Here is a 25717-nt window from a genome sequence, read left to right as displayed (position 1 = left end):
ACCTGAAACCGTAGCGGTCGAGAGCACGAACCCACGCGAGGCGACCTACTTGAGACCCGCGGCGTCCATCCCTCGGAGCTCCTTCTTCAAATCCGAGATTTCGTCTCGCAATCGCCCAGCCAACTCGAACTGAAGGTCGCGTGCAGCGTTCATCATCTGATCCGTGAGTTCCTTGACCAGATCTGCCAATTCGGCCCGAGGCATCGATTTGGTGTCGCGACCCTCGTACACACCGGCACTGACCGCACGACCGGCCTCACCCTGCGCACGCCGACCACGCGTCGCATTGCGACCCGAACCACCGACGTCCACGGACGCCGCAGTGTCCTCTGCCTCCTCGTACACCTGATCGAGAATGTCCGCGATCTTCTTGCGTAGAGGTTGTGGGTCGACGCCCATCTTCTCGTTGTAGGCGACCTGCTTCTCGCGCCGCCGCTCCGTTTCCTCGATGGCCTGCGCCATGGATGCGGTGATCTTGTCCGCATACATGTGCACTTGACCGGACACATTTCGAGCCGCTCGACCGATCGTCTGAATGAGGCTGGTGGAGCTACGAAGGAAGCCTTCCTTGTCGGCATCAAGGATCGCGACCAGCGACACCTCGGGGAGGTCGAGTCCCTCTCGCAGGAGGTTGATGCCGACCAACACGTCGTACTCACCCAGGCGGAGCTGCCGGAGCAGCTCGACTCGCCGGAGCGTATCGATATCCGAGTGCAGATACCGGACACGAATTCCGAGTTCGAGAAGGTAGTCGGTCAGGTCTTCCGACATCTTCTTGGTCAACGTCGTGACCAGCACACGCTCGTCACGTTCGGCACGCTCGCGGATCTCGTGAACGAGATCGTCGATCTGCCCCTTGGTGGGTTTGACGATGACCTCGGGATCGATCAATCCGGTCGGGCGAATCACCTGCTCGACGAACTCACCGCCGGACTGACCCAACTCGTACTTACCGGGCGTCGCCGACAGGTAGACGGTCTGACCGATCCGCTTACTGAATTCTTCCCAAGTCAGAGGGCGGTTATCGGTTGCCGACGGTAGCCGGAATCCGAATTCGACCAGGTTGCGCTTGCGCGACATATCGCCCTCGTACATGGCGCCGATCTGCGGAACGGTCACATGTGACTCGTCGATGACCAGTAGGAAATCTTCGGGGAAATAGTCGATCAAAGTTGCGGGGGCAGTTCCGGGGCCACGGCCGTCGATGTGGCGCGAGTAGTTCTCGATGCCGGAGCAGAATCCGACCTGCTTGATCATCTCTAGGTCGTACTGCGTTCGCATGCGCAGACGCTGAGCTTCGAGAAGCTTGCCCTTGCCCTCGAGTTCCGCGAGCCGCTCTTCCAGTTCCGCCTCGATGTCCTTGGCTGCACGCTCCATGCGTTCAGGGCCGGCGACGTAGTGCGTCGCCGGGAAGATGCGAACCGTGTCGACCTGGCGAACGATGTCCCCGGTCAGTGGATGTAGGTAGTACAGCGCCTCGATCTCGTCACCGAAGAATTCGATGCGGACCGCCAGCTCTTCGTAGGAAGGAATGATCTCGACCGTGTCGCCGCGCACGCGGAACGAACCTCGCGTGAACGCCATGTCGTTGCGGTTGTACTGAACGTCGACGAGCAGACGGAGGAACGCGTCGCGCGGTACCTCGACACCGACGTCGAGCTGAATCGAGCGATCGAGATACGACTGCGGTGTACCGAGGCCGTAGATGCACGACACCGAGGCCACCACGACCACATCCCGTCGTGACAGAAGGCTGGACGTTGCCGAGTGGCGAAGCCGCTCGACGTCGTCATTGACCGACGAATCCTTCTCGATGTAAGTGTCCGTCTGGGCGATGTACGCCTCGGGTTGGTAGTAGTCGTAGTACGAGACGAAGTACTCGACCGCGTTGTTGGGAAGCATTTCCCGAAGCTCGTTCGCGAGCTGAGCCGCCAAGGTCTTGTTCGGAGCCATCACCAAAGCCGGGCGCTGCAGCTTTTCGATCAACCACGCTGTTGTCGCGGACTTACCGGTACCGGTCGCACCGAGGAGGACAACGTCTTTCTCTCCCTCATTGATCCGTTTTTCAAGCTCGGCGATAGCTGCCGGCTGATCGCCTGCCGGTTCGTACGGGCTGACGACCTCGAAGCGCGCGTCTGAGCGCTCGATGTCACCAACCGGCCGAAACTCGGAATGCGCGACCACGGGATGTTCGGAAGCAAACGCCATGAAACCAGGGTAGGCGCACCCACCGACACAATGCCTGCTCGTCCGCGTTCAGCCGAAAATGCAGTTCGGCGGTAGGTTCTTCGACCATGAGCGAGGAACGTCCCCACATTCACCGGCCGAAGGTCGAAACCTTCGACATCGCAGCTCGCACCAACGTCGATCCCAAGGGTTTCGTTCGCCCTGTCGAGCACTACCGCGAAGAACCGTGGGGGCTGTACATGGCGCGCCACGCCGACCATCCCCGGTTTCACTACCTGGAGTCCTGGATCATTCCCGAACTCGGAATTCGAGCATCGATTTTCCACTTCACACCAGAGCATGTCCGCGACTGGGATTTCTATGTCGACATCGGCGACTTCATCCGCGGCGAGCATGTCTGGACCTCCGAAGACCACTACCTCGACCTGATCGTGCGGACCGGACACACCATCGAATTGCTCGACGTCGACGAATTACTCGAGGCGAACACCGCCGGGATTCTCGACCCGAAGACGTCAGAGCGCGCGATGCTGAACGCGGCCCGCGCTATCGACGGCATCGCCGCCCACGGTCACGATCTCGACGCCTGGCTCACCTCGGTGGGCATGCCGGTCACGTGGCGCTGAGCGGTTAGAGGGACCAGCCTGATTTCTCGGCCCACTCCCACGCCCGGTGGAAAGCGGCGTCGAACCACGGCGTCTTGACTCCCAGGTAAGCGTCGATCGCAGCGGCGTAGTCGTCGATGCCTGCGGCACTCTCGGCTGCCTTGACCTTGAGCTCGGCATACTCGGCACGCGCCGACGCATCGGCGCGAAGCCAGTCGCGGAAGAGGATCGCGAACTGCTGACCGGGCCAACCGTCCACCCGAATGTGAATGTTCGCGCGGCGCCCTGGATCGGCGCTGCCGTGAATCCGCTTTGCCCACACCGCCGGATCGGTTTCACCACCGAGGTACGACGGTTTCGGGTCGTCGGCGACGATGTGCTCGATCCGGGGGAACCCGGCAGCGGCCAGATCTTCCGCGAGGTCGTCGGCAACGCCGAGGTGCTCGACAGTGATCTGAATGTCGATCACGTCCTTGGCATCGAGACCAGGCACCGCGGTCGATCCGATGTGATCGATACGGCGCGCGCGGTCGCCGGACGCCAGCGACAACCGGCCGATGATCCGTTCGGCCTGTGCCGGCCACGACGGGTCAGCTGGAGCCAGCTCCGGCAGTGCACGTACTACCGTGCGCTCGCGGAGGTTCTTCTCGAAAGGTACAAGTCGATTCGCCCACAGGTCGCGGACCACGTCGTCGAGTGAACCCGGCTCTCCGCTGTTGTCGAGCCACACGTCGGCAACCGCACGACGCTGATCGTCATGTGCCTGCGCTGCGATGCGCGCACGAGCGTCGGATTCCGGCATACCGCGTGAGCCCACCAAGCGTCGAACTCGTTCCTCCTCGTCGACGTAGACGATGACGACCAGGTTGAACGCCGGCGCCATCGAACCCTCGACCAACAGCGGAATGTCTTGAACGAGCACTGCATCCGACGGTGCAGACGAGATCTGCTCCATCGTCCGCGCACCGATAAGTGGGTGAAGGATGCCATTGAGAGTTCCGCGTGACGTGTCGTCGGCAAACGCCAACGAGGCCAGCGCGGGGCGGTTGAGGCTGCCGTCCTCCGACAGTATCCCGTCGCCGAATGCGTCGACCAGAGCGGCAAGGCCAGGAGTACCGGGCTCGACCACTTCTCGGGCGATCAGGTCGGCATCGACGATGACGGCTCCCAGTTCGCTGAGGATTTTCGACACTGTCGACTTACCGGCTCCGATGCCTCCAGTGAGGCCTACTCTCAACACACTCGACAGTCTCTCATCTCCGCGCCCGAGAGATTGAGACACGCCTACCGATCGAACACGCCGAGGCGTTCGAGGCTCAAATACCACAATTTCGGTGACCGTGCGGTTATGTTCTAGCGAACGCACCTGTACCTGCACCTTCTCGAGAAAGTGGACGCCATGCGAGCAGATCGCGACCATCACGGTCAGCACCGCCTCGGAATGCCGAACGGCGTGCACTGCATAGAGTTTCCCGAAGTTGCTTTTGCCCTGGCAGAGCACCGTCGTACGTGGTTCACGATGCTCGTGAGCCAAGGCCGACACAGCTTCGCATCGATGCGTAAGCGCACAGCCGAAGCGACCGCCACCTACTGGGTGCCTGCTCCCGCAAACTGAGTTTTTTCACGAAGTACAAAATGACCGGCAACCCTACGGTGCCGGTCATTTCTGTGTTCACTCACTGAGTTCTTCGCGTGCCAGTGGTACCTGACCGAGAAAAGAACCCCGCCCCTGCAAGTGCAGGGGCGGGGTTCTTCAAAGATCTCGCTTGATCAGATCAAGCGGTAATCCTTATGCGTTGCCCGACAGCTTCTCGCGAAGTGCGGCGAGCTGCGCATCGCTGGCAAGCGATCCGCCAGCGGACTCTGCCGGAGCGGAGCCGGCAGCAGCCGGAGCCTCAGCATCGTCTGCAGCAGCCGTCTCCGAGGAGTAGCCGGCAGCAGCGGTGGCAGCCTCAGCGGCCTCGTCTGCAGCGGTCTTCTCCATCTGAGTGGTGTGCATCTTGTGACGACGCTCAGCCTCGGCGTAGCGGTTCTCCCACTCTTCGCGCTGCTTGTCGAAGCCCTCGAGCCATTCGTTGGTCTCGGGATCGAAGCCCTCGGGGAAGATGTAGTTGCCCTGCTCGTCGTACGAGTCGGCCATGCCGTACTTGGACGGATCGAACTCGGCGTTGTAATCCTCGTTGGCCTGCTTCAGCGACAGCGAGATACGACGACGCTCGAGGTCGATGTCGATGACCTTGACGAGTGCATCGTCGCCGACGCCGACAACCTGGTCCGGAACCTCGACGTGGCGCTCAGCGAGCTCCGAGATGTGAACGAGGCCTTCGATTCCCTCTTCGACGCGCACGAATGCACCGAACGGAACCAGCTTCGTGACCTTGCCGGGCACGATCTGGCCGATGGCGTGCGTGCGGGCGAACTGACGCCACGGATCTTCCTGCGTTGCCTTGAGCGACAGGGAGACGCGCTCGCGGTCCAGGTCGACGTCGAGAACCTCGACGGTGACCTCGGTGCCGACCTCGACAACCTCGGACGGGTGATCGATGTGCTTCCAAGACAGCTCGGAAACGTGAACCAGACCGTCTACGCCGCCCAGGTCCACGAATGCACCGAAGTTGACGATGGAGGACACGACGCCCTTGCGGACCTGGCCCTTCTGGAGCTGGTGCAGGAATTCGCTGCGAACCTCGGACTGAGTCTGCTCGAGCCATGCGCGGCGCGACAGGACCACGTTGTTGCGGTTCTTGTCGAGCTCGATGATCTTGGCCTCGATCTCCTTGCCGACGTACGGCTGGAGGTCGCGGACGCGACGCATTTCGACGAGCGAAGCGGGGAGGAAGCCACGAAGACCGATGTCAAGGATGAGGCCGCCCTTGACGACCTCGATGACGGTGCCCTTGACGGCCTCGTCCTTCTCCTTGAGCTCCTCGATGGTGCCCCAGGCACGCTCGTACTGAGCGCGCTTCTTCGACAGGATCAGTCGACCTTCTTTGTCCTCCTTGGTGAGGACGAGAGCCTCGACCGCATCTCCCACGGAGACGACCTCGTTGGGGTCGACGTCGTGCTTGATGGAGAGCTCACGAGAAGGGATGACACCTTCGGTCTTGTAACCGATGTCGAGCAGAACCTCGTCGCGGTCGACCTTGACGATGGTTCCTTCGACGATGTCACCATCGTTGAAGTACTTGATCGTGGCATCGATGGCGGCGAGGAAGTCCTCGGCGGAGCCAATGTCGTTAATGGCAACCTGCGGCGAGGTGACGGTTGTGGAGGGCATATGTTGAATTGCTCCGGACGAGTTGTGGTCGGTTGATGGATTTTGTCGGACGAGATGCGCAACTGTGGCGTACAAATGTTGGAAGTACTTTTGTGAAGTACTAGATCGAAGTACCCAGCTGCATCAATAACGAACAACCGAATACCGGATCACATTCCACACCACGGAAGCGCACCGCGAGCTCCCTCGGTCCAACTGATTCCGAGACCTTGGTAAAGATCCCGTATAGACAATCGGTCGGATGACAGACACTCGCGTGAGTAAGACTACGCGTCGGCTATCTTGCCGGGCAAACCCGGGTACCCTGCGCCCGCATCGCCCGTTCTACTGTGTTGTTCATGTCTGACGAGCGCCATGCCGCCGCCAATTCCATTCTCGGCACCAGCGGTGTCGGCCGGGTCCGTGTCGATTCCAGTGCCAGCGACCGTGCCAGCCGTGCGTGGTGGGACGCCGACGCCGACGATTACCACCGAACCCACGGCGAGTTTCTGGGCGTGAACAGCGCGGAAGGTGAATTCGTCTGGTGCCCCGAAGGGCTGCACGAGGGCGATCACCACTTACTCGGCGACATAGTCGACAAAGACATATTGGAAGTGGGTTGCGGCTCGGCGCCGTGTGCCCGATGGCTCGCCGGACACGGTGCTCGGGCCGTCGGTCTCGACATCTCGATGGGGATGCTCGCCCGCGGGCAGGACGCGATGAATGCCGGCGGACCGGCAGTCCCGTTGATTCAGGCAAGTGCGGAACTCCTGCCATTTGCCGACGAGAGTTTCGACATCGTCTGTTCTGCGTTCGGCGCCGTCCCGTTCGTTGCCGATTCGCAGCGAGTGATGAACGAAGTCGCCCGGGTTCTGCGTCCCGGCGGATCGTGGGTCTTTGCCGTCAACCATCCGATCCGATGGATCTTCCCCGACGATCCCGGGCCGAAGGGCTTGACCGCGACCCTCCCGTACTTCGACCGCACCCCTTATGTCGAGGTCGATGACAACGGAGTCCCCACCTACGTCGAGCATCACCGCACCATCGGCGACCGGGTTCGTGAGATCGTCGCGGCCGGACTTCAGATGCGCGACATCATCGAGCCCGAATGGCCGGAGTGGTTGGACCGCGAATGGGGACAGTGGAGTCCCCTGCGCGGCCAACTCTTTCCGGGCACTGCAATTTTCAGCGCCGTCAAACCCTGACGGCTACAGCAGCTTCGACAGGAACGCCTTGGTCCGATCGTGCTGCGGATTGGCCAGGAGTTCCCGGGGCTCGCCTGCCTCGACCACAACTCCCCCGTCCATGAACACCAACTGATCTGCGACCTCGCGGGCGAAACCCATCTCGTGGGTGACGACCACCATCGTCATGCCTTCTTTGGCCAATTGCTTCATCACAGTGAGAACTTCACCGACGAGTTCGGGGTCGAGCGCGGACGTCGGCTCGTCGAACAGCATGAGCTTCGGGTCCATCGCGAGAGCGCGGGCGATGGCAACTCTTTGCTGCTGACCACCCGACAACTGGGCCGGGTAGGCGTTGGCTTTGGCGCTCAACCCGACCTGATCGAGGAGGTCCTTTGCTCGTTCGACAGCCTTCTTCTTACTGACGCGCTTCACCTGCGTCGGCGCTTCGATGATGTTCTCGAGAGCGGTGCGGTGCGGGAACAGGTTGAAGTGCTGAAACACCATCCCGATGTCGCGGCGTTGTTTGGCCGCTGCTCGCGGGTGGAGTTCGTACAGTTTGCCGTTCTTCTCCGAGTAGCCCACCAGGTCGCCGTCGACGTACAGTCGGCCGGCGTTGACCTGCTCGAGGTGATTGATGCAGCGCAAGAACGTCGACTTGCCCGACCCGGACGGACCGACCAGGCAGAGGACCTGGCCAGGGTCGATTTCGAGCGAAATCCCTTTCAGGACCTCCAGTGCGCCGAAGTTCTTACAAACTCGGTCTGCTTTCACCATGGGTGTCATTTGCGTTCTCCTCCGGGGGTATCCGGAAGCGTTTCCACTACCGTAGCTTTTCCTTGCGCGTCGGCCAGTGCCTGAAGCTGGCGTGTGGTCAGTGCTCGGGTTGCACCCTTCGAATAGTGACGCTCGACGTAGTACTGCCCGATCATGAGCAGACTCGTGATCGCGAGGTACCACGTTGCCGCCACCATCAACAGGGGAATCGGCTCGAAGTTGGCGCCCGAGATATCGCGCGCTCGACCGTACAACTCGAAGCTGTAAGGGACCGCCGTCACGAGCGAGGTGGTCTTGAGCATGCTGATGACTTCGTTACCTGTCGGCGGAATAATGACGCGCATCGCCTGCGGTAGAACGGTTCGGCGCATCGTCTGACTCCACGTCATACCCAAGGCAACAGATGCTTCGGTCTGGCCCTCGTTGACCGAACTCACGCCGGCACGGACGATCTCGGCCATGTATGCAGCCTCGTTCAATGCCAAACCGATCACCGCAAACAGAAACGCTGCCTGCAAGTCCTGGAGATTGATGTGCGCAAACTGATGTACGAAGGGAATACCGAGATCGATGCTCTTGTAGATCGACGGGAACAGGCCCCAGAAGACCAACTGCACGTAGACAGGGGTTCCTCGAAAGATCCACAGATAGCCCCAGGCCGCGGCGCGAAGCACCGGGTTGGGAGAAAGTCGCATGACTGCCAAAATCACACCGAGGACGATCGCGATCACCATTGCCAGCACCGTCAGCTGGATCGTTGTCCACGCACCAGCGGAGATCCGTTTGTCGAACAGATACTGACCGTAAGTCCCCCATGCAAAGGCTTCGTTGGTCGCCGCGCCGTAAACGAACAGTCCGAAGAGGACCACGACGACGACCGCGGCAATCCAACGACCAGGTCTGCGTAGTGGAATCGCCTTGATCGGCACCGGATCGCCGGTCTCAGTTGTTGTCATGTTCATCAGCTTTCCGCGCCGTTGATCTTGGATACTTCGATGACGCCGGCCTCGACACTCCAGGTCTGCGCGATCTGTTGATAGACGCCGTTGTCGATCAGGTACTGCATTGCCTGCTGCAGGGCGGGCCCAAGGGCGGAACCCTTCACGATCGGCCAGCCGTACGGCGCCGAATCAAAGGGTTCTCCCGCAGCTTCCATCCGGCCCTTGCTCCGTTTGATCGCATAGCCGGTCACTGGTGAATCAGCGGACAGCGCGTCGACTCGACCGAGGATGAGCGCGTTGGCCGCGTCGTCCTGGCTGTCGTACTTGATCTTGTCGATCGGGGGCTTGCCCTCGGCCACGCATGCCTCGCTCTTGGCAGGCACCTCGTCGATGTCCTCGGTGGTCGTGGTCTGCACCGCCACCCGAAGCCCGCATGCGTTGTTCGGATCGACTGGCTTGTCCGGCCGTTGCGCCCACTGGATACCTGCGCTGTAGTACGTGACGAAGTCGACCGTCTTCTCGCGTTCCTTGGAGTCGGTGAACGAAGACATGCCGAGGTCGTAGCTTCCCGACTGGATAGCGGGGATGATCTTGTCGAAATCGGCTTGGTTGAAGACAGCTTCGACACCGAGCACGGCGGCAACGGCATTCATCAGGTCGACGTCGAAACCGACGATGTTGCCGTCCGCGTCCTTGAATTCGTTTGGCGCGTACGGAATGTTGACGCCGACCTGCAGCTTGCCCGAATCCGTGACCTTGGACGGCAGAAGTGCGGCGATCTCGGGCACCTTCTGGACATCAAGTGGCGGCCCTTCCGGAACGAGGCCCTCGTTGTTGGTGACACATCCGCCGCACAGGGCGACGATCAAGCCCACCAACAAGACTCGCACCACGTTGGTGCGGATACGCCCGCCACTGCTCGAGCCATAACCCACGCCACGTGGCCTTGGTGCCCGTGCGTTTTCATCGACCACGACTCTGCTCTCCACTCGTCGATCGCCGCACTTGCAACGTCCATCCGAAATTCAGTCGAACGGTAGGTTACGGCAGGAGTTCCACCGTCGCCGACTTCGCAGGATTCCGGCCTGTCGTACAAGAATCAGCGACGCAGAGTGTGCGCGTACACGACTTCGGAAAATTCGCTGGTCGATGCCAAACCGCCGAGGTCGGCGGTCGCGATACCCGACGCGATGGTCGTGCGAACCGCGTCTGAAATGCGGCGTGCCGCCGCAGACAACAAGCGATCTCCCCGCGCATCACCGAGCCAGTCGAGCATCATTGCGCTCGAGAGGAACAGTGCCGTCGGGTTCGCCCGATTCTTCCCGGCGATGTCGGGTGCTGCACCGTGCGCAGCCTGAGCCATGACCTGCGTCTCGGAAGCGTTGATCGACGGCGCGGTTCCGAGTGAACCGGACAGCTCGCCCGCCAGATCCGACAAAATGTCGCCGAACATGTTTTCGGTCACCACGACGTCGAAGTCTCCGCCGCGTCGAACGAGGTGCGCCGCCATCGCGTCGACGTGCTCGTCGTCGACGACTACGTGGGGGTACTCCGCGGCGACGGTTCGGCAGGCGTCGCGGAAGAGGCCGGTGGTCAGTGTCAGGACGTTGGCCTTGTGGACGATCGTGACGTGATTGCGCCGACGCGACGCCAACGCGAAGGCAGTGCGTGCGATCCGTTCGCATGCAGCGCGGGTGAACACACCGACGGCCAGGGCGATGTCTGGCGTCGGCATGAATTCGCCGCTGCCGACTGCCATGTTCCGATCCGCGTACAACCCCTCGGTGTTCTCGCGGACGATCACCAGATCCATGTCGGGGACCATCGCCTTGACGCCGGGGAATGCTGCTGCCGGTCGGATGTTCGCGAACAACTCGAACTTTTTCCGGATGACGCCGCCGGGGGTGAGTTGTCCGCGAAACCTCTCGGGATACGACGCGCTGTCATGGGGTCCGAGGATCCAGCCTTGCAGCTGCCCCAACCCATCGATGGTTTCGTCGGGAATTGGCGTGCCGTGAGTGTCGATGGCCGTACTCCCGAGCGGAAGCTCGACCCACTCGACGGGCGGAGCGTGAACCGATGACAGCGCCGCATCCACGATCTGCCGTGTCGCCGGGACGATTTCGTGGCCAATTCCGTCGCCGTGCATGAGTCCCAGCCGCATGGCCGGAGTACCGATTGCGCTCGCACCTGTCATCAGGCAATCATTGCTCACCATGGTCCAGTCGGTGGAATTGCTCCTCGATCCGGTGAGTGAGTCGGCAGTGCGAGCACAATGGCAGCTTCTCGCCGACGCCGGATTACCGAGTCAGGCCTCTCATCACAGCCCGTCCAACCGTCCGCACATCACGCTGTTCGTCGCCCGTGAGATCCCCGCGGAGATCGACGAACTGTTGGTGCGGCGCTTCTCGGCCCCGGACTTCGAGGTCCGGCTGGGTGGCTACGTCGTGTTCGGCGGCAAGCAGATGGTCTTGGCGCGCTCGGTTGTTCCTTCGCGTGCACTCCTTCACCTGCACCGAGAAATAGCCGAGTCAACAGTTGGCTCGACGGCACTTCCCGCCCACGTCGAGCCCGGCGCGTGGACGCCTCATGTGACGCTCGCCCGACGCGTCGAACCTGCACGTCTGGGTGAAGCCATCGCCCTGCTGGGCACCGACGTGATTCAAGGGCGCAGCGGCGGGATCAGGCGCTGGGACGGCGAACAGAAGACGGAATGGTTACTGACACCGCCGGTGTGACAGAGCGGGTTGCACGTCGGGTCACCAGGATTCCCGCGATCACCGCCAGCGCACCAACCGGCTGATTCCAGCCAACGCTTTCGTCCAAGACTATTGCGCCGAGAGCGACGCCCACCACTGGACTGAGATAAGTGACGGTGGACGCCGCAGTCGGCCCCCACCCCTGAACGACATTGGTGTTCCAGATGAATGCGAGCCCGGTCCCCAGTGCGCCCAGAGCGATCATCGACAGGACAACTGCCGGCGTGAGGTGCATCGGCGTGTTTGCGACGACCGGAGAGGCCAGAACCATCACGAAAGCACCGATACTGATCTGCACAAGCGCGACCGTACGAGTGTCGACGCCGAGAGGAAGCACGAAACGCCTGAGGTAGACAAACGAAATCCCGTACGACGCAGTCGCTCCCAGGCAAGCCACCTGCGCACTGAGGGTTCCGCCGACGCCGAGATTCCACGGCGCCAACACGATCAGCACTCCACCGAATCCGAGAAGCAACCCCAGCGACTTGTATCGCGTCAGCGTCTCCCCCGGCAGAAAGGCAAGGGAGACAGCCATAGTCATCAGTGGCGTGGTGGCGTTGTAGATGCTCGCGAGTCCCGAGGACATGTCCTGCTCCGCCCAACTGAACAGCAGCCACGGAACGATGCATTGCGTCGCTGCGAGAAAAGCCAGGTGCTTCCAGACACGAAATTCCCTCGGTAGGCCGATCCGGCTGACCGCTGACACGAGAACCAGCGCGAGCGCACCGAAGACCAAGCGCCACAGAACTACCTGCGTGAAGGACAGACCTTCGAGCCCGATCTTCATGAAGAGGAAACTAGCTCCCCACACCACCGCAGCTGCGGTGTATTGAAAGGCCAGACTTGCCCTCAAAGGGTGAAGTCTCCGTGCGGACTGACGTCGTGACGAGTATCGGGCGTTCGGCCGGCAAGAGCTAGTACGTTCAGGACCAGTAGGACCAGGAGGCTGACGACGATGATTGCCATGTGTCCAGCCTGACGGAATGTCCCACGTGGCAGTAGTGGCAGAAAAGCCAGACTTGGACGATTTTCTGCCACTTTCCTGTTTTTCTGTCACACTCGAAAGATGCTCGCGAAAGTGGTAGTCCCACTGATGCCGATGACCGAGGCGTTCGAACTCGGCGTGGCATGTGAAGTCTTCGGCTTCGACCGATCCGACGACGGCCTCCCCACGTACGACTTCTCGCTGATCGCCGCAGTTCCGGGCCCGATCCGAACGCGGTTCGGTTACAACATCGATGTTCCGTACAACCTCGATTCTCTCGACGACGCCGACCTCATCGTCGTTTCCGCCGGCGGAACCTACGACGCCGGCGACGCGTACATGTGCTCACCGAGTCCCGACTCGAGTGTCGATCCCCTGCTGGTGAAACTCAACGAGGCCGTAGCCCGGGGCGCCAAGGTGGCGAGCCTGTGCACCGGAGCGTTTGTCCTCGGCGCGGCTGGACTACTGGACGGAAGGCGATGCACGACGCATTGGCGGCACGCAGAGAGGCTTGCCCAGACGTATCCGGAAGCCAAGGTCGATCCGGACGTGTTGTACGTGGACGAAGATCCGGTGTTCACCAGCGCAGGCACCGCGGCAGGAATCGATCTGTGCCTGCACATCGTGCGAAAGGAACAGGGTTCTCGTGTCGCCAACGGCATCGCGAGAAGGATGGTGGTGCCACCCCACCGTGACGGTGGGCAGGCCCAGTACGTCGCCACTCCCCTCACCTCGACGCCGAGTGCAACCCTTGCCCCACTCCTCGACTGGATGACGGAGAATCTCGCCCTCGACCTCACTGTCGGAATGGTCGCGGCCCGAGCGAACATGTCCGCTCGCACATTTGCCCGCCGTTTCCAAGCGGAAACGGGAACAACTCCCGCCCGCTGGCTCAGCGATCAGCGAGTACTGGCCGCCCAGCAACTCCTGGAGAATTCGGACCTCTCCGTCGATGTCATCGCGGAACGCGTCGGTTTCGGCGGCGGCGCCGTGCTTCGCCAGCACTTCATCCGGCTTCGCTGCACCACGCCCCAAGCCTACCGCCGGACGTTTCGGGCGACCGAGAACGCAAGCTGAAATCGGCTCAGGGAAGAATCAGCGGTTCCGGGGCGTTGCACACACCAACAGCCCGCACAATGGAAAGGACCCCTGTGGCCACCCAGACACTCACCCAGCAGAACTTCGACGAAACGATCAACGGCAGCGACGTCGTCCTCGTGGACTTCTGGGCCTCCTGGTGCGGCCCGTGCCGCCAGTTCGCACCGACGTTCGAAGCCTCTTCGGAGAAGCATGCCGACGTCGTTCACGCCAAGGTCGACACCGAGGCCGAGCAGGGAATCGCAGCGGCCGCCAACATCCGCTCCATCCCCACGATCATGGCCTTCCGCGAAGGCGTACTCGTGTTCAACCAGGCCGGCGCTCTTCCCGCTGCTCAGCTCGAAGAGCTCGTCACTCAGGTCAAGGCACTCGACATGGACGAGGTCCGCAAGCAGATCGCAGAGCAGACCGCTTCAGCTGAATAGCGAAAAGAGCGCGCTCCGAATCGAATTCGATTCGGAGCGCGCTCTTTTCGTAGCCAGACTGTCTTGACGCCGACTCAGTGAGCCGCGCTGTCCCAGCTTCGACCGGTTCCCACCGAAACGTCCAGGGGTACCGACAACTCGATGGCTGTGGCCATCTTGTCCTTGACCAGTGCGGTGACTTCCTCCAACTCGGAGGCGACCACTTCGAGCACCAATTCGTCGTGCACCTGCAACAGCATGCGCGACTTCAATCCGGCTTCGGCGAGAGCCTTCTGAACATTGATCATCGCGACCTTGATGATGTCGGCTGCGGTGCCCTGGATCGGCGCATTCAGGGCAGCACGTTCGGCCACCTCACGACGCTGACGGTTGTCGCTGTTGAGGTCCGGCAGGTAGCGACGACGACCGTAGAGCGTCGAGGTGTAGCCGTCCTTACGTGCCTGCTCGACCACCGCGTGGAGGTAATCCCGCACGCCGCCGAAACGAGCGAAGTACGCATCCATCTGCTGCTTCGCTTCTTCGGTCGAAATCTTCAGCTGCGACGCCAATCCGTAGGCACTGAGCCCGTAGGCCAGACCGTAGGACATCGCCTTGACCCGGCGACGCAGTTCAGGAGTGACCTCTTCGATCGGTACACCGAATGCGCGCGAGCCGACAAAGCTGTGCAGGTCCTCACCGGTGTTGAATGCCTCGATCAGCCCCTCGTCGCCTGACACGTGCGCCATGATGCGCATTTCGATCTGGCTGTAGTCGGCAGTGAGCAGAACGTCGAACCCCTGCCCGACTACGAATCCGTCGCGAATCTCGCGCCCCGCGTCGTTTCGCACCGGGATGTTCTGCAAGTTCGGATCGGTCGACGACAGACGCCCGGTCGCGGCAACCGTCTGGTTGAACGTCGTGTGGATGCGACCGTCTTCGGCCACGGCCTTGAGAAGACCGTCGACGGTCACCTTCATGCGCGTCGCATCACGGTGCGCGAGAAGGTGTTCGAGGAACGGGTGTCCTGTCTTGTCGAACAGACCCTGCAACGCCTCGGCGTCGGTGGTGTAGCCCGTCTTCGTCTTCTTCGTCTTGGGCATGTCGAGTTCTTCGAACAAGACCACCTGCAGCTGCTTCGGCGAACCCAGGTTGATCTGCTTGTCGATCACCTCGTACGCGGAGTTTGCGGCGTCGGCGACCTGGGAGGCGAAACGGCTCTGAAGATCGTGCAGATGCGCGCTGTCGACGGCGATGCCGGTGGCCTCGATCTGAGCGAGCTCGATCGTCAACGGCAGTTCCATGTCGGAGAGGAGCGACTTGGACTCGATCGACTCCAACTCGGTGTCCAGTGCGGCTGCCAAGTCGAGAACGGCCTGAGCGCTGAGCATCGCGGTCTCGGCTGCTTCGGCATCGAGCTGTTCGGTGTCGTCGAGCAGCGAAAGCTGTTCCTGGCCGGATGTTTCGGCGCGCAGTTCACGCTTGAGGTAGCGGAGCGAGAGATCGTCGAGATTGAAGCTGCGCTGGCCCGGCCGGACGAGATACGCGGCCAGAGCAGTGTCGCTGGTCAGTCCACCGAGCGTCCAACCACGCCCACGCAGAGCATGGATCGCCCACTTGGCTTCGTGCAGCGCCTTCGGCTGCGATGCATCGGCGAGCCAATCACCGAGAGCTGCTTCGTCTTCCGGTGTTGCCGTCGACGCCGCGATGTACGCACATTCACCGTCGGAGGCCGCGATCGCGAGTGCAGTGACGTCGCCGGCAAACGGAGTTCTGGTTCCGAGCACCGTGACGCCGTGACGCTCACCGGTTCGCGCGTGGGCGTCGAGCCACGCGGCAACCGCACCCGGGGCGAGTGCGTCGCCGCTGACCTCGAACCCTTCCTCTGCTTCGGGCTCGGACGACGACAGGGTCGCGAACAGTCGATCGCGGAGAACCTTGAACTCGAGATCGTCGAACAACGCATGAATCTTCTCGCGGTCCCACGGGGCCAAGACCAACTGCTCGGGCGTGTACGGCAACGGAACGTCGCGAACCATCTCGGTGAGCTGACGATTGAGCAGGACGTTTGCGAGGTTCTCTCGTAGTGAGTCGCCCACCTTGCCGCGGACCTTGTCCACGTTGTCTACCAGTCCCTGCAGGTCACCGTACTCACGGATCCACTTGGTAGCGGTTTTCTCGCCGACGCCGGGGATACCGGGGAGGTTGTCACTCGGGTCGCCGCGCAGGGCAGCAAAATCCGGATACTGCGACGGAGTGAGGCTGTACTTCTCCTCGACGGCCGTCGGCGTGAATCGGGTGAGCTCCGAGACACCCTTCTTCGGGTAGAGCACAGTGACGTTGTCGGTCACCAGCTGCAGCGAGTCGCGGTCGCCGGTCACGACGAGAACCCGGTATCCGAGTGCCTCCGCCTGCGTGGTCAACGTGGCAATCACGTCGTCGGCCTCGAAACCTTCCTCGGCCATGACCGGGATGCCCAGCGCGCCGAGAACGTCCTTGGTGATGTCGATCTGGCCCTTGAATTCGTCCGGAGCCTTCGCGCGCTGCGCCTTGTATTCGGGGAACAGGTCGGCGCGAAACGTCTGACGCGACACGTCGAAAGCCGCGGCCAAGTGGGTGGGCTGCTCGTCACGAAGAAGGTTGATCAGCATCGACGTGAAGCCGTACACCGCGTTGGTGGCCTGCCCACTGTGTGTCTTGAAATTCTCTGCAGGCAGCGCATAGAAGGCGCGAAATGCCAACGAATGCCCGTCGAGAAGCATCAGAAGAGGGCGATCGTCCGCCTTGCCGGTGGTGCCGGCTGAAGCGGTGGACGTGCTGGACCGAGTTGTGGTTGCGGGGCTCACGGTTCATCAGTCTAGGGATCGCGACCGACATCGACGCCTTCGCCGTTGTTTACGCAGGAACAGACACAAGAATCGGACAATTGATGCAGCCTTCGGCCTTCGATACGGAACCGAAACATCCCGGAAATCTCAGAACCCCATCTCAAGCGAACGGAGCCGTTAGAGTCCGGAAATCGCAGCAACGAAACAATGCCTGTGCTGCGCGGCACCTTTGTCCAGACGCGCTATTCCCGACCCGCTCGGAGGACGTACGTGGCCCCACCCGTAGTGAAACGGCAGACCCTCGCGACACTCAGCCGACTACTGGCCTTTGCATTACTGACGTTCTTCGCATTACTCAGCCTGGCCGGAACTGCTTCGGCTCAGGAACCGACCACTTCCCCTACACCGCCGACCCCGACAGCATCCGCAACACCGACAGCACCGGTTCCCGACAACGCTGTCCCCGTCAGCGGCAATCTCAACAACGGCGGCACACGCCTCGAGGGCGTCACCGTCCGTGCGCTCGATTCTTCCGGTACGGAAGTCGCCACCGGAGAATCGGCATCGAACGGCCGTTGGGAACTGGCCGTGGCACCGGGCACCTACACCTTCGAGATCGTTGCCGACACACTTCCCGACGGGGTCAGTGTGCAAGCCGCTGTCGAACGCGAGGTGGTGGCCGGCCGCGCGAACACCGTGATCTTCTCGTTCGGCGAGGTACGTACCGCCTCGAATGTCAGCTTCGGCGAGAAGCTGATCCGCACGACGGTCGACGGTCTGCGGTTCGGCCTCGTGATCGCGATCGCCGGTGTGGGTTTGAGCCTGATCTACGGCACCACTGGCCTGACCAACTTCGCTCACGGCGAGATGGTGACGTTAGGAGCCGTTGCTGCCTGGGTGATCAACACGTCCTTCGGCGTTCCGCTGATTCCCGCCACGATCCTCGCGATCTTCGTCGGCATCGGCATCGGCCTGCTGACCAACGGAATCGTCTGGAAACCACTGCGTAAGCGCAAAACCGGGTTGATCGCGCAATTGGTGGTCTCGATCGGTCTCGCGATTTCATTGCGCTACTTGATCCTGATCTTCTTCTCCGACCGCGCCGAACCGTTCGACGACTACCAGGGCCAGGTCGAGAAGAACTGGGGCCCGATCGCACTGACCGACGCCAACGCGATAGTCATGATCGTCAGTCTTGTCGTCCTGGTCGGCGTCGCACTGCTTCTGCAGAAGACTCGCATCGGAAAGGCCATGCGTGCCGTCTCCGACAATCGTGACCTCGCCGCTTCGTCCGGTATCAACGTCGAGCGCGTGATCATGTTCGTCTGGGGTCTCGGCGGCGGACTGGCCGCCCTAGGCGGTGTGCTGTTCGGTATCTCCGAACTCGGCGGACGCGTCCAGTGGGAAATGGGCTTCAAACTGTTGCTGCTCATGTTCGCCGGAATCACCCTCGGTGGTCTGGGAACCGCGTACGGGGCGCTACTCGGCTGCGTCATCGTGGGACTTCTGGTCCAACTCTCGACGCTCATCATCAACCCCGATCTCAAATACATCGGCGGACTTCTCGTCTTGATCGTGATCCTCGTGGTTCGCCCCCAGGGCATCCTCGGATCCAGACAAAGGATCGGGTGACGAACATGGACATCATGGGAGCTTTCCAGGTTTCCTTCGCCCAGTTGATCGGGCCGTCGGCAATCTTCTACGCACTGCTGGCAATCGGGCTGAACCTGCACTTCGGCTACGCCGGACTGCTCAACTTCGGTCAGATCGGTTTTGCCCTCCTCGGCGGCTACGGCGTCGGCATCATGACCGTGACCTACGACCAGCCGTTGTGGCTCGGCATCCTCGTCGGACTTACCGCAGCCGGGCTCCTCGCGCTCGTGCTCGGTATCCCGACGCTGCGTCTGCGCGCCGACTATCTCGCCATCGTGACCATCGCCGCTTCGGAGATCCTGCGTCTGATCTTCCGCTCGACCGCGTCGGATTCGGTGACCGGTTCCACCAATGGCCTGTTCGGTTTCGCAGACCCGTTCACCGCACTGAGCCCCTTCGACTCGGCCAAGCAGTACTCATTTCTCGGCGTGAAGTTCTACGGAGACGACCTCTGGTCGATGGTCGTGGGGTGGACGCTGGTCTTGATCTTGTGCGGATTTGTCTACCTGTTGACGCACAGTCCGTGGGGGCGCGTCCTCAAGGCGGTTCGCGAAGACGAGGACGCAGCGCGATCGTTGGGCAAGAACGTCTTCGTGTACAAGATGCAGGCGCTGGTTCTCGGCGGTGTGATCGGTGGTCTGGCCGGTGTGTTCAACGCTTTGCAGACCAAGTCCATCAACCCGGACTTCTACTCGACCGCGCAGACGTTCTTCGCGTTCGGCGCACTGATTCTGGGCGGGGCGGCAACGGTATTCGGCCCGGTGGTCGGCGCAATGTTGTTCTGGTTCCTCCTCGCCATCCCTGATGCCTTGCTGCGTCAGGCGATCTCCGGCGAAAATCCGCTGCTTTCACTCACGGAACAGCAAGTCGGGGCCACCAGATATGTCCTGCTCGGATTGATGATTGCTCTCCTGATGGTCTTCAGACCGCAGGGAATACTGGGTAACAAGCGGGAGGTGCAACTCAATGCTTGACGCCGATACCAGAGCACAGATCTTTGCCGACGTTCCTCACCTTCCCGGATCGGCGAAACCCGACCCGGTGTTGGTCGCTGACAACGTCTCGCGGACGTTCGGCGGTCTCAAGGCCGTCGACGTCGATCACCTCGAGATTCAACGAGGGTGCATCACGGGTCTGATCGGTCCAAACGGTGCCGGAAAAACGACGCTCTTCAACCTCCTCACCGGTTTCGACCGGCCGGACACCGGTACGTGGTCGATGGACGGTCAATCGCTGGGCCGCATGTATCCCCACCAGGTAGCCAGGAAAGGAGTGGTACGGACGTTCCAGTTGACCAAGGCGCTCTCCAAACTCACCGTGCTGGACAACGTACGTCTCGGTGCCACCGGCCAACGTGGTGAACGCATTTTTGCATCCCTCGTTCCGTGGATCTGGAAAGGCCAGGAACGCGAGATCACCGAACGCGCCAACGAACTCCTCGCACGATTCAAACTCGACACCAAGGCAGACGACCTCGCCGGTTCACTCTCCGGTGGGCAGCGCAAATTGCTCGAAATGGCTCGCGCACTCATGACCTCGCCCTCGGTGGTGATGCTCGACGAACCGATGGCGGGGGTCAATCCTGCTCTGACGCAAAGCCTGCTCGGACACATCAAATCATTGCGCGACGACGGAATGACGGTCGTGTTCGTCGAACACGACATGGACGTGATCCGAGATATCAGCGATTGGGTGGTGGTCATGGCGCAGGGCAGCGTCATCGCCGAATCCACCCCGGACGAACTCTCGTCCAACACAGCCGTCGTCGACGCATATCTGGGCAGCCACCATGACCAGGCCCTCGAGTTCGACGACAACGGAAATCCGGTGGGCGAGACGGCCGTTCTGGCCGCCGCCCTGGCTGAAGCCGAGGTCGAAACCCTCGAGTCGGGCGGGGACCTGTCGGAACCCGACGTCGACAGCCTTCCGGCCGATCTCGCCGCGACGCTGGAATCGAGTCCCGAGGAACCGCGCGGAAGGCACGAGAAGCCATGAGCGAGAACCACGCACGTTCACTGACGCCTGCAGAGTTCGCCGCGACGGCCGAGGAGCATCAGCGACTGTCGGCAGGTGCCCTACTCCGCGCCGACAGCCTCGTCGCGGGCTACATTCCCGGCGTCAACATCCTGCGTGAATGCAACTTCTTCCTGAAGGAAGGGGAAATCGTCGGGATCATCGGACCGAACGGCGCAGGCAAATCGACACTCCTGAAATCACTGTTCGGACTGATACCGGTACGCGAAGGGTCGGTCACCCTACGCGAGGACAACATCACGTCTGCGCCCGCTCACGTCCTCGTTCAGAAGGGAGTCGGGTACGTCCCTCAGACACAGAACGTCTTTCAGACTCTGACCATCGAAGAAAACCTCGAAATGGGCATTTATCTGCGTCCCAAGGCATTCGCGGAACGATTCGCCTTCGTGAGTGAACTGTTCCCTCTTCTGAGTGAACGGCGAAAGGTGAAGGCCGGCGCACTCTCCGGCGGCGAACGCCAGATGGTCGCGATGGGCCGGGCCCTGATGATGGATCCGTCGGTGCTGCTGCTCGACGAACCGTCCGCGGGCCTGTCCCCCATGTTCCAGGACGAGGTGTTCATCCGCTGCAAGAAGATCAATGCTGCGGGTGTCTCGGTCATCATGGTCGAGCAGAACGCGCGCCGCTGCCTTCAGATCTGCGACCGCGGCTACGTACTCGATCAGGGTAAGAACGCGTACACCGACACCGGCGCCAATCTGATGAACGACCCCAAGGTGATCGAGTTGTACTTGGGAACGCTCGCCGGAAGCAAAGAGAAGTAGGACAGACACGAGAATGGGCCAGGGTCTCTCGACCCTGGCCCATTCTCGTTGGCTGCTTACTTGCCCACGACCACGAATCCTTCTGTGGTCAGCGTGTTCTCAGGGCCGAACTTGAGCTTTCCGTACGAACCGATGGACGGTTCTCCCGAATCGTTGAAGTCCAACTCACCGGTGATGCCGTCGTAGTCGATGTCGGTTCCCGCCTTCACCAACGGCAGGCACTCGACGTAGGACGTGCACTTGGTGCCGCCTTCGGTGACGCTGTTGATGTTGGCTGCGATGTCGGTACCGGCCGTCGACTTCGCCTGCTCGGCAGCGAGCGCTGAGATCACCACCGCGTCGTACGACTCTCCGGCGTAGTTGAAGTCGATCAGAGAGGGGTTCACAGCCTTCAGACGATCCTGGAAGGCAGCTCCGACGTCCGTCAGGGGCGTGGTTCCCTGCATGGTGTCGAGCAACGGCTTCGCCACGGATTCGCCGAGCGCGTTACCCATGTTGCCGTCGACGCCGTACATCGCCATTCCGTCCGACGGGCCGATGCCCACTTCGTGCATGCGCGTGATGATCTTCGCCGACTCCTCGAAGCCCACCAATGCCACTGCATCCGGATTGAAGTTCTTGACTTGATCGACTTCGGAGTTGAACGACTGCGCGTTCGGGTCGTAGATGATCTTCTCGATCTGATCGGAGGGGACGCCCGAATCGATCAGATTCTTTTCGATGTTGTCCGCCAGACCCGTCCCGTACGGGTCGTTGAGGGCCATGATCGCTACGCGCTGACCACCGTCGTCCGAAATGAGCTGTGCGACGGCCTGAGCCTGCAGTACGTCCGTCGGAGCGGTGCGGAAGTACATGCCCTTGTCGGGGTAGCAGACGAATTGGTCCGAGGTGTTGGCAGGCGAGAACATCACGACGCCTGCGCTGGCGATCTTGTCGATCACCTTGAGCGAGACCGAAGACGACGCGGCGCCGACGATGACCTGAGTGCCTGCAGCCAATTCGCGGTCGACGGTGGTGTTGGCGGTGTCCGTTGTGGTGTCACCCGAATCGCCGGGAATCAGCTGGACCGGTTGGCCGAGAACGCCTCCGGCTGCATTGACGTCGTTGACTCCCAGCTGGGTGCCCGCGACCATCGGCGGCCCGAGGAACGACAAGCTGCCTGTATCGGGAAGAAGCGTACCGATACGCAGCGCTTCCGTGGACGGGGTGGCGCCGGCCTTGGCCTGCTCCGGGGTGCAATCAGTCGTGACGGATGTCGTCGCGGCGGAAGCGCCGGACGTAGAGCCACTCGAAGACGAGTCATCCGACTTGTCCGAGCTACAGCCTGCAAGTGCCAGTGATGCCGCGCCGAGAACTGCAGCAGTACGCACAAGTGTTCGTCTAGCCATCCCACGCTCCTAAGATCAGCCGGTGCTCGCGCCACCCGAACTGGCGCTCGCTGTGGGATCAGACGCTAGACCTTGGAACCGTTTCGCGATCCTTCAAGAAAGCCCTGTGACCTGACTGTTATCTGAAGGCGCACAGTGTTTACACGGCTGTAGCGCTGCGCGACGTTTCGACGGTCGACGCAGCCACTCAGTGCAGCCGGATAACCCGGACACTTTGCTCAAGCGTCCGGTTCACCGCCCAGAGTTTCCAGTACGACCTGTGCGACCGCCTTCATCGTGGAGCGCCGATCCATCGCGGCGCGCTGAATCCACTTGAACGCCTCAGGTTCGGTGAGCGCTTGGCGAACCATCAGAACACTCTTGGCTCGCTCGATCAGCTTGCGTGCTTCGAGCCGGTCGGAAAGATCAGCGACCTCACGCTCGAGCGCCGTCACCTCGCGGAAACGACTGACCGCCAATTCGACAGCGGGAACGAGGTCACTGATCGAGAACGGCTTGACCAAGTAAGCCATGGCGCCGGCATCGCGTGCGCGCTCGACCAACTCGCGCTGACTGAACGCTGTGAGAATGACAACAGGAGCGATCCGCTTGGCGGCAATCTCCGAAGCGGCGTCGATGCCGTCTCTCCTGGGCATCTTCACGTCCATGATGACCAGATCAGGCTTGAGCGACTCGGCCAACTCCACCGCAACCTGCCCGTCACCGGCCTCACCGACGACGTCGTAGCCCTCTTCGCGGAGCATCTCGACCAGATCCATGCGGATCAACGCCTCGTCTTCAGCGACGACAACACGACGGGGTGCGAGCTGATTGCCTTGCGGCTGCGGCGAATTCATGGCCACCATCCTCCTCCATCGAACCGCCCCGACACGAGACGCGAACGATTAGAGGGTACCGGTGTTTGACATTGAAATCGCATCTTCTAATGTAGTCATCGCAACAAGCCCTCGTATCCCAATTGGCAGAGGAAACGGATTCAAAACCCGTCCAGTGTGAGTTCGAGTCTCACCGAGGGCACCACCTGCCGCAGTTGGCCGTACCGCAAGGTTTCGGCATTCGGCTGTACCCCAGATCGACCGCAGTTAGATTCGATCCATGAACGGTCGTCGCCTGATTGCTCTGCTCGGAGCCATATCTGTTTTCGCGCTGCTCCCCGGGTGTCAGACTGACGACCAATCCGACACTGCCGGCGAATCCAACACTGCCGGCGAATCTTCCACCCAGACCGTCCTCGATGCTGCAACACAGACAGGCACCCTTCAGGTCGGCACTCCCCCGATCGATGCCCCACCAACCGAGATCTCCACGCTTGCTCCGTTCCCGAACGACACGGAGATCCCTTCACCGAATCCGCGCGTCGACGTGACCGAGATCGACGTGACCGATCAAGATGGTTTCACCCGAATCACCTACCGATTCGACGGAAATGGATCAGTGTTCTGGAAAACCGAATACGTCAGCGAAGCAATCCGAGCGGGTGACAGCACAGTCGTGGACGTCGGAAGTCGATCGATACTTCAAGTCGACCTGATGGGAGTCCAATCGGATTCGTCGCTCAACTCCGTATCTCACGAGGGCGAAAACATCACGCGCATAGACAGTGCGGCCAGGAACAGTGCGATCCTGCAGTCGTTTGTCGGCACGGTCGACACCCGTCCGGCATACACCGTATCGACATCCGATTCACCGTCCCAGTTGATGATCGACATCCCCACGGCAGACAGCTGACTGTCGAATACCCAATTGCGCGCTCAGCTCAGCCATTCCAGCGCAGCGGTGCTCGACGCGGTAATTCGGTTATCGAGGGGCGGATGAATACTCCGTCTCGAAACCGAGGTCTCACAATCGATCCGAGGCGATTGCTGGGTCCGGTCCAACACGACTGTCATGATTCTCACTACATGCCCGAACTCTCACTACATGCCCGAACTCTCACTGCATGCCCGAACTTCCGCTGCTCGAACTGCTGCTGCCAGTGTTTGTTCCAGCAGGACGGCAACCGTCATGGGGCCGACGCCACCCGGCACCGGTGTGATCGCACCGGCATGTGCGAGTGCGGCGACGTACTCCACGTCTCCGACGTTGCCCTCGTTGTACCCCGCATCGATCACCACTGCCCCAGGCTTGATCCACGCCCCTTTGATCAGTTCCGGAACACCGACGGCCGCGATAACGACGTCTGCCGAGGCGACGTGGGCGGCCAGGTCGACGGTTCGCGAATGGCAGTACGTCACCGTTGCGCCTCGACGCAGGAGGAGCATTCCCATCGGCAATCCGAGTATCGGGCTTCGGCCGACCACGACAGCATGCTTTCCGGTGAGTTCGACGCCTGTGGCGTCGAGCAGGCGCAGGATGCCACTCGGTGTACATGATTCGAATCCCCCACCGGTCAACGCCATTGCCGCGAACGCTGCCGAGGTAACGCCGTCGACGTCTTTGTCGGCCGAGATGGCATCGAACGCAGCCCGTTCGTCGATGTGGCCTGGCACCGGGTGCTGCAGCAGTATGCCGTCGATCGAAGGGTCCGCCGACAACGCTCTCAGCACGTCGACTAGTTCTTCGGTGGTTGTACTCACCGGGAGTTCGACCGTCCGCGACGTCATTCCGACGGCGACAGACCGTTTGGCCTTCATCTGTACATACGCCTTCGAGGCCGGGTCCGCTCCCACGATGACGGCGGCCAGGCAAGGAACGTGCCCCGTCTCATCACGAAACTGCCTCGTGCGCACTGACAGGTCCGCGAGCGCAGCATCGGCAATTGCGCGTCCGTCGATTATTCGAGCGGCCACGTTCTGGCTGGGCAGATTTTCGGTAGACAGATTTTCGGTAGACATGAATCCCCCTTCACACAAGATGT

Annotated in this window: 23 protein-coding genes and 1 tRNA gene; 12 read left to right on the top strand and 12 right to left on the bottom strand. The window is 61.4% G+C overall.

From position 1 onward, the window contains the following. Positions 1-45 precede the first annotated feature (45 nt). Positions 46-2208: an excinuclease ABC subunit UvrB gene (uvrB, locus tag FEZ59_RS13505; protein WP_019748629.1), complete on the bottom strand. Its 2163-nt coding sequence runs from the start codon at positions 2206-2208 to the stop codon at positions 46-48. Between the two features lie 86 nt (positions 2209-2294). Between uvrB and FEZ59_RS13500 the strand changes: the two genes are divergently transcribed. Further along, complete coding sequence (locus FEZ59_RS13500; protein WP_172932766.1) at positions 2295-2813, top strand: DUF402 domain-containing protein; 519 nt, start codon at positions 2295-2297, stop codon at positions 2811-2813. Between the two features lie 4 nt (positions 2814-2817). Here FEZ59_RS13500 and coaE read toward each other — a convergent pair whose 3' ends face one another. After that, positions 2818-4032, bottom strand: coding sequence for a dephospho-CoA kinase (coaE, locus tag FEZ59_RS13495; RefSeq protein ID WP_021334024.1), 1215 nt, complete (start codon positions 4030-4032; stop codon positions 2818-2820). 159 nt (positions 4033-4191) lie between these two features. On the opposite strand from coaE, the gene FEZ59_RS13490 reads away from it, so the two are divergent. Continuing rightward, positions 4192-4407 carry a hypothetical protein gene (locus FEZ59_RS13490; RefSeq protein ID WP_003944056.1) on the top strand — a complete coding sequence of 72 codons (216 nt, stop codon included), beginning with the start codon at positions 4192-4194 and terminating at the stop codon, positions 4405-4407. A gap of 174 nt (positions 4408-4581) precedes the next feature. Here the strand turns inward: FEZ59_RS13490 and rpsA are convergent, their stop codons facing one another. After that, positions 4582-6069 carry a 30S ribosomal protein S1 gene (gene rpsA, locus FEZ59_RS13485; RefSeq protein WP_019748632.1) on the bottom strand — a complete coding sequence of 496 codons (1488 nt, stop codon included), beginning with the start codon at positions 6067-6069 and terminating at the stop codon, positions 4582-4584. Positions 6070-6407: 338 nt separating this feature from the next. Between rpsA and FEZ59_RS13480 the strand changes: the two genes are divergently transcribed. Next, positions 6408-7253 carry a class I SAM-dependent methyltransferase gene (locus FEZ59_RS13480; RefSeq protein ID WP_153212163.1) on the top strand — a complete coding sequence of 282 codons (846 nt, stop codon included), beginning with the start codon at positions 6408-6410 and terminating at the stop codon, positions 7251-7253. A 3-nt stretch (positions 7254-7256) separates the two neighbouring features. Here FEZ59_RS13480 and FEZ59_RS13475 read toward each other — a convergent pair whose 3' ends face one another. From FEZ59_RS13475 to FEZ59_RS13460, 4 genes are all read right to left on the bottom strand, one after another. Continuing rightward, on the bottom strand, positions 7257-8018 hold the full coding sequence (locus FEZ59_RS13475) for an amino acid ABC transporter ATP-binding protein (protein ID WP_019748634.1): 762 nt from the start codon (positions 8016-8018) through the stop codon (positions 7257-7259). Beyond that, entirely contained in the window at positions 8015-8971 is a 957-nt protein-coding gene (locus FEZ59_RS13470; protein WP_019748635.1) for an amino acid ABC transporter permease, read from the bottom strand. Before FEZ59_RS13470 ends, FEZ59_RS13475 begins: the two co-directional genes overlap by 4 nt. Next, positions 8971-9843, bottom strand: a complete 873-nt coding sequence (locus FEZ59_RS13465) for an ABC transporter substrate-binding protein (RefSeq protein WP_024487476.1) — start codon at positions 9841-9843, stop codon at positions 8971-8973. The genes FEZ59_RS13470 and FEZ59_RS13465 overlap by 1 nt, the downstream gene beginning before the upstream one ends. A 206-nt stretch (positions 9844-10049) precedes the next feature. Further along, a complete protein-coding gene (locus FEZ59_RS13460) occupies positions 10050-11147 on the bottom strand; it encodes an isocitrate/isopropylmalate dehydrogenase family protein (protein ID WP_060939360.1) in 1098 nt (365 codons plus the stop codon). Here FEZ59_RS13460 and FEZ59_RS13455 point away from each other — a divergent pair. Next, positions 11113-11688: a 2'-5' RNA ligase family protein gene (locus FEZ59_RS13455; RefSeq protein ID WP_223257901.1), complete on the top strand. Its 576-nt coding sequence runs from the start codon at positions 11113-11115 to the stop codon at positions 11686-11688. The genes FEZ59_RS13460 and FEZ59_RS13455 overlap by 35 nt on opposite strands. Here the strand turns inward: FEZ59_RS13455 and FEZ59_RS13450 are convergent. Next, a complete protein-coding gene (locus FEZ59_RS13450) occupies positions 11633-12562 on the bottom strand; it encodes a DMT family transporter (RefSeq protein ID WP_060939345.1) in 930 nt (309 codons plus the stop codon). The genes FEZ59_RS13455 and FEZ59_RS13450 overlap by 56 nt on opposite strands. Positions 12563-12775: 213 nt before the next feature. Between FEZ59_RS13450 and FEZ59_RS13445 the strand changes: the two genes are divergently transcribed. Further along, positions 12776-13771, top strand: coding sequence for a helix-turn-helix domain-containing protein (locus FEZ59_RS13445; RefSeq protein ID WP_020969741.1), 996 nt, complete (start codon positions 12776-12778; stop codon positions 13769-13771). 74 nt (positions 13772-13845) lie between these two features. After that, on the top strand, positions 13846-14217 hold the full coding sequence (gene trxA / locus FEZ59_RS13440) for a thioredoxin (protein ID WP_003944106.1): 372 nt from the start codon (positions 13846-13848) through the stop codon (positions 14215-14217). A 74-nt stretch (positions 14218-14291) separates the two neighbouring features. Here trxA and polA read toward each other — a convergent pair whose 3' ends face one another. After that, on the bottom strand, positions 14292-17039 hold the full coding sequence (gene polA, locus FEZ59_RS13435) for a DNA polymerase I (protein WP_019748643.1): 2748 nt from the start codon (positions 17037-17039) through the stop codon (positions 14292-14294). Between the two features lie 303 nt (positions 17040-17342). Between polA and FEZ59_RS13430 the strand changes: the two genes are divergently transcribed. From FEZ59_RS13430 to FEZ59_RS13415, 4 genes are read left to right on the top strand one after another with little or no spacing between them, the layout of a single operon-like run. After that, entirely contained in the window at positions 17343-18653 is a 1311-nt protein-coding gene (locus FEZ59_RS13430; RefSeq protein ID WP_037120375.1) for a branched-chain amino acid ABC transporter permease, read from the top strand. Positions 18654-18658: 5 nt separating this feature from the next. Next, positions 18659-19648, top strand: coding sequence for a branched-chain amino acid ABC transporter permease (locus FEZ59_RS13425; protein ID WP_003944088.1), 990 nt, complete (start codon positions 18659-18661; stop codon positions 19646-19648). Beyond that, complete coding sequence (locus FEZ59_RS13420; protein WP_020907906.1) at positions 19641-20669, top strand: ABC transporter ATP-binding protein; 1029 nt, start codon at positions 19641-19643, stop codon at positions 20667-20669. Before FEZ59_RS13425 ends, FEZ59_RS13420 begins: the two co-directional genes overlap by 8 nt. After that, a complete protein-coding gene (locus tag FEZ59_RS13415) occupies positions 20666-21472 on the top strand; it encodes an ABC transporter ATP-binding protein (RefSeq protein ID WP_007728720.1) in 807 nt (268 codons plus the stop codon). Before FEZ59_RS13420 ends, FEZ59_RS13415 begins: the two co-directional genes overlap by 4 nt. A gap of 56 nt (positions 21473-21528) precedes the next feature. On the opposite strand, the gene FEZ59_RS13410 is transcribed toward FEZ59_RS13415, so the two are convergent. Both FEZ59_RS13410 and FEZ59_RS13405 read right to left on the bottom strand, forming a co-directional pair. Beyond that, entirely contained in the window at positions 21529-22860 is a 1332-nt protein-coding gene (locus FEZ59_RS13410; RefSeq protein ID WP_003944031.1) for an ABC transporter substrate-binding protein, read from the bottom strand. 218 nt (positions 22861-23078) lie between these two features. Then, on the bottom strand, positions 23079-23696 hold the full coding sequence (locus FEZ59_RS13405) for an ANTAR domain-containing response regulator (RefSeq protein ID WP_003944029.1): 618 nt from the start codon (positions 23694-23696) through the stop codon (positions 23079-23081). A gap of 107 nt (positions 23697-23803) precedes the next feature. Between FEZ59_RS13405 and FEZ59_RS13400 the strand changes: the two genes are divergently transcribed. Beyond that, a tRNA-Leu gene (locus FEZ59_RS13400) sits at positions 23804-23880 on the top strand. A 75-nt stretch (positions 23881-23955) separates the two neighbouring features. Beyond that, complete coding sequence (locus FEZ59_RS13395; protein WP_172932765.1) at positions 23956-24588, top strand: hypothetical protein; 633 nt, start codon at positions 23956-23958, stop codon at positions 24586-24588. A 188-nt stretch (positions 24589-24776) separates the two neighbouring features. Here FEZ59_RS13395 and FEZ59_RS13390 read toward each other — a convergent pair whose 3' ends face one another. Continuing rightward, positions 24777-25694 carry a tetrahydrofolate dehydrogenase/cyclohydrolase catalytic domain-containing protein gene (locus FEZ59_RS13390; protein ID WP_060939342.1) on the bottom strand — a complete coding sequence of 306 codons (918 nt, stop codon included), beginning with the start codon at positions 25692-25694 and terminating at the stop codon, positions 24777-24779. Between the last annotated feature and the right edge of the window lie 23 nt (positions 25695-25717).

This window comes from Rhodococcus sp. MS13 (assembly GCF_013277835.1).
Lineage (GTDB): Bacteria > Actinomycetota > Actinomycetes > Mycobacteriales > Mycobacteriaceae > Rhodococcus_F > Rhodococcus_F erythropolis.
Note: the sequence above shows the minus strand (reverse complement) of the source record. Positions and strands in the feature narration are given on the sequence as shown.

Excerpts from the sequence above, each read along its gene's own strand:
- FEZ59_RS13420 (WP_020907906.1), top strand. The coding sequence starts at position 19,641 with ATGCTTGACGCCGATACCAGAGCACAGATCTTTGCCGACGTTCCTCAC.
- FEZ59_RS13490 (WP_003944056.1), top strand. The coding sequence starts at position 4,192 with ATGCGAGCAGATCGCGACCATCACGGTCAGCACCGCCTCGGAATGCCG.
- FEZ59_RS13405 (WP_003944029.1), bottom strand. The coding sequence starts at position 23,696 with ATGAATTCGCCGCAGCCGCAAGGCAATCAGCTCGCACCCCGTCGTGTT.
- FEZ59_RS13415 (WP_007728720.1), top strand. The coding sequence starts at position 20,666 with ATGAGCGAGAACCACGCACGTTCACTGACGCCTGCAGAGTTCGCCGCG.
- FEZ59_RS13395 (WP_172932765.1), top strand. The coding sequence starts at position 23,956 with ATGAACGGTCGTCGCCTGATTGCTCTGCTCGGAGCCATATCTGTTTTC.
- FEZ59_RS13425 (WP_003944088.1), top strand. The coding sequence starts at position 18,659 with ATGGACATCATGGGAGCTTTCCAGGTTTCCTTCGCCCAGTTGATCGGG.
- rpsA (WP_019748632.1), bottom strand. The coding sequence starts at position 6,069 with ATGCCCTCCACAACCGTCACCTCGCCGCAGGTTGCCATTAACGACATT.
- FEZ59_RS13480 (WP_153212163.1), top strand. The coding sequence starts at position 6,408 with ATGTCTGACGAGCGCCATGCCGCCGCCAATTCCATTCTCGGCACCAGC.
- uvrB (WP_019748629.1), bottom strand. The coding sequence starts at position 2,208 with ATGGCGTTTGCTTCCGAACATCCCGTGGTCGCGCATTCCGAGTTTCGG.
- FEZ59_RS13460 (WP_060939360.1), bottom strand. The coding sequence starts at position 11,147 with ATGACAGGTGCGAGCGCAATCGGTACTCCGGCCATGCGGCTGGGACTC.
- FEZ59_RS13475 (WP_019748634.1), bottom strand. The coding sequence starts at position 8,018 with ATGACACCCATGGTGAAAGCAGACCGAGTTTGTAAGAACTTCGGCGCA.
- FEZ59_RS13500 (WP_172932766.1), top strand. The coding sequence starts at position 2,295 with ATGAGCGAGGAACGTCCCCACATTCACCGGCCGAAGGTCGAAACCTTC.
- FEZ59_RS13445 (WP_020969741.1), top strand. The coding sequence starts at position 12,776 with ATGCTCGCGAAAGTGGTAGTCCCACTGATGCCGATGACCGAGGCGTTC.
- FEZ59_RS13455 (WP_223257901.1), top strand. The coding sequence starts at position 11,113 with ATGGCCGGAGTACCGATTGCGCTCGCACCTGTCATCAGGCAATCATTG.
- FEZ59_RS13390 (WP_060939342.1), bottom strand. The coding sequence starts at position 25,694 with ATGTCTACCGAAAATCTGTCTACCGAAAATCTGCCCAGCCAGAACGTG.
- FEZ59_RS13410 (WP_003944031.1), bottom strand. The coding sequence starts at position 22,860 with ATGGCTAGACGAACACTTGTGCGTACTGCTGCAGTTCTCGGCGCGGCA.
- FEZ59_RS13470 (WP_019748635.1), bottom strand. The coding sequence starts at position 8,971 with ATGAACATGACAACAACTGAGACCGGCGATCCGGTGCCGATCAAGGCG.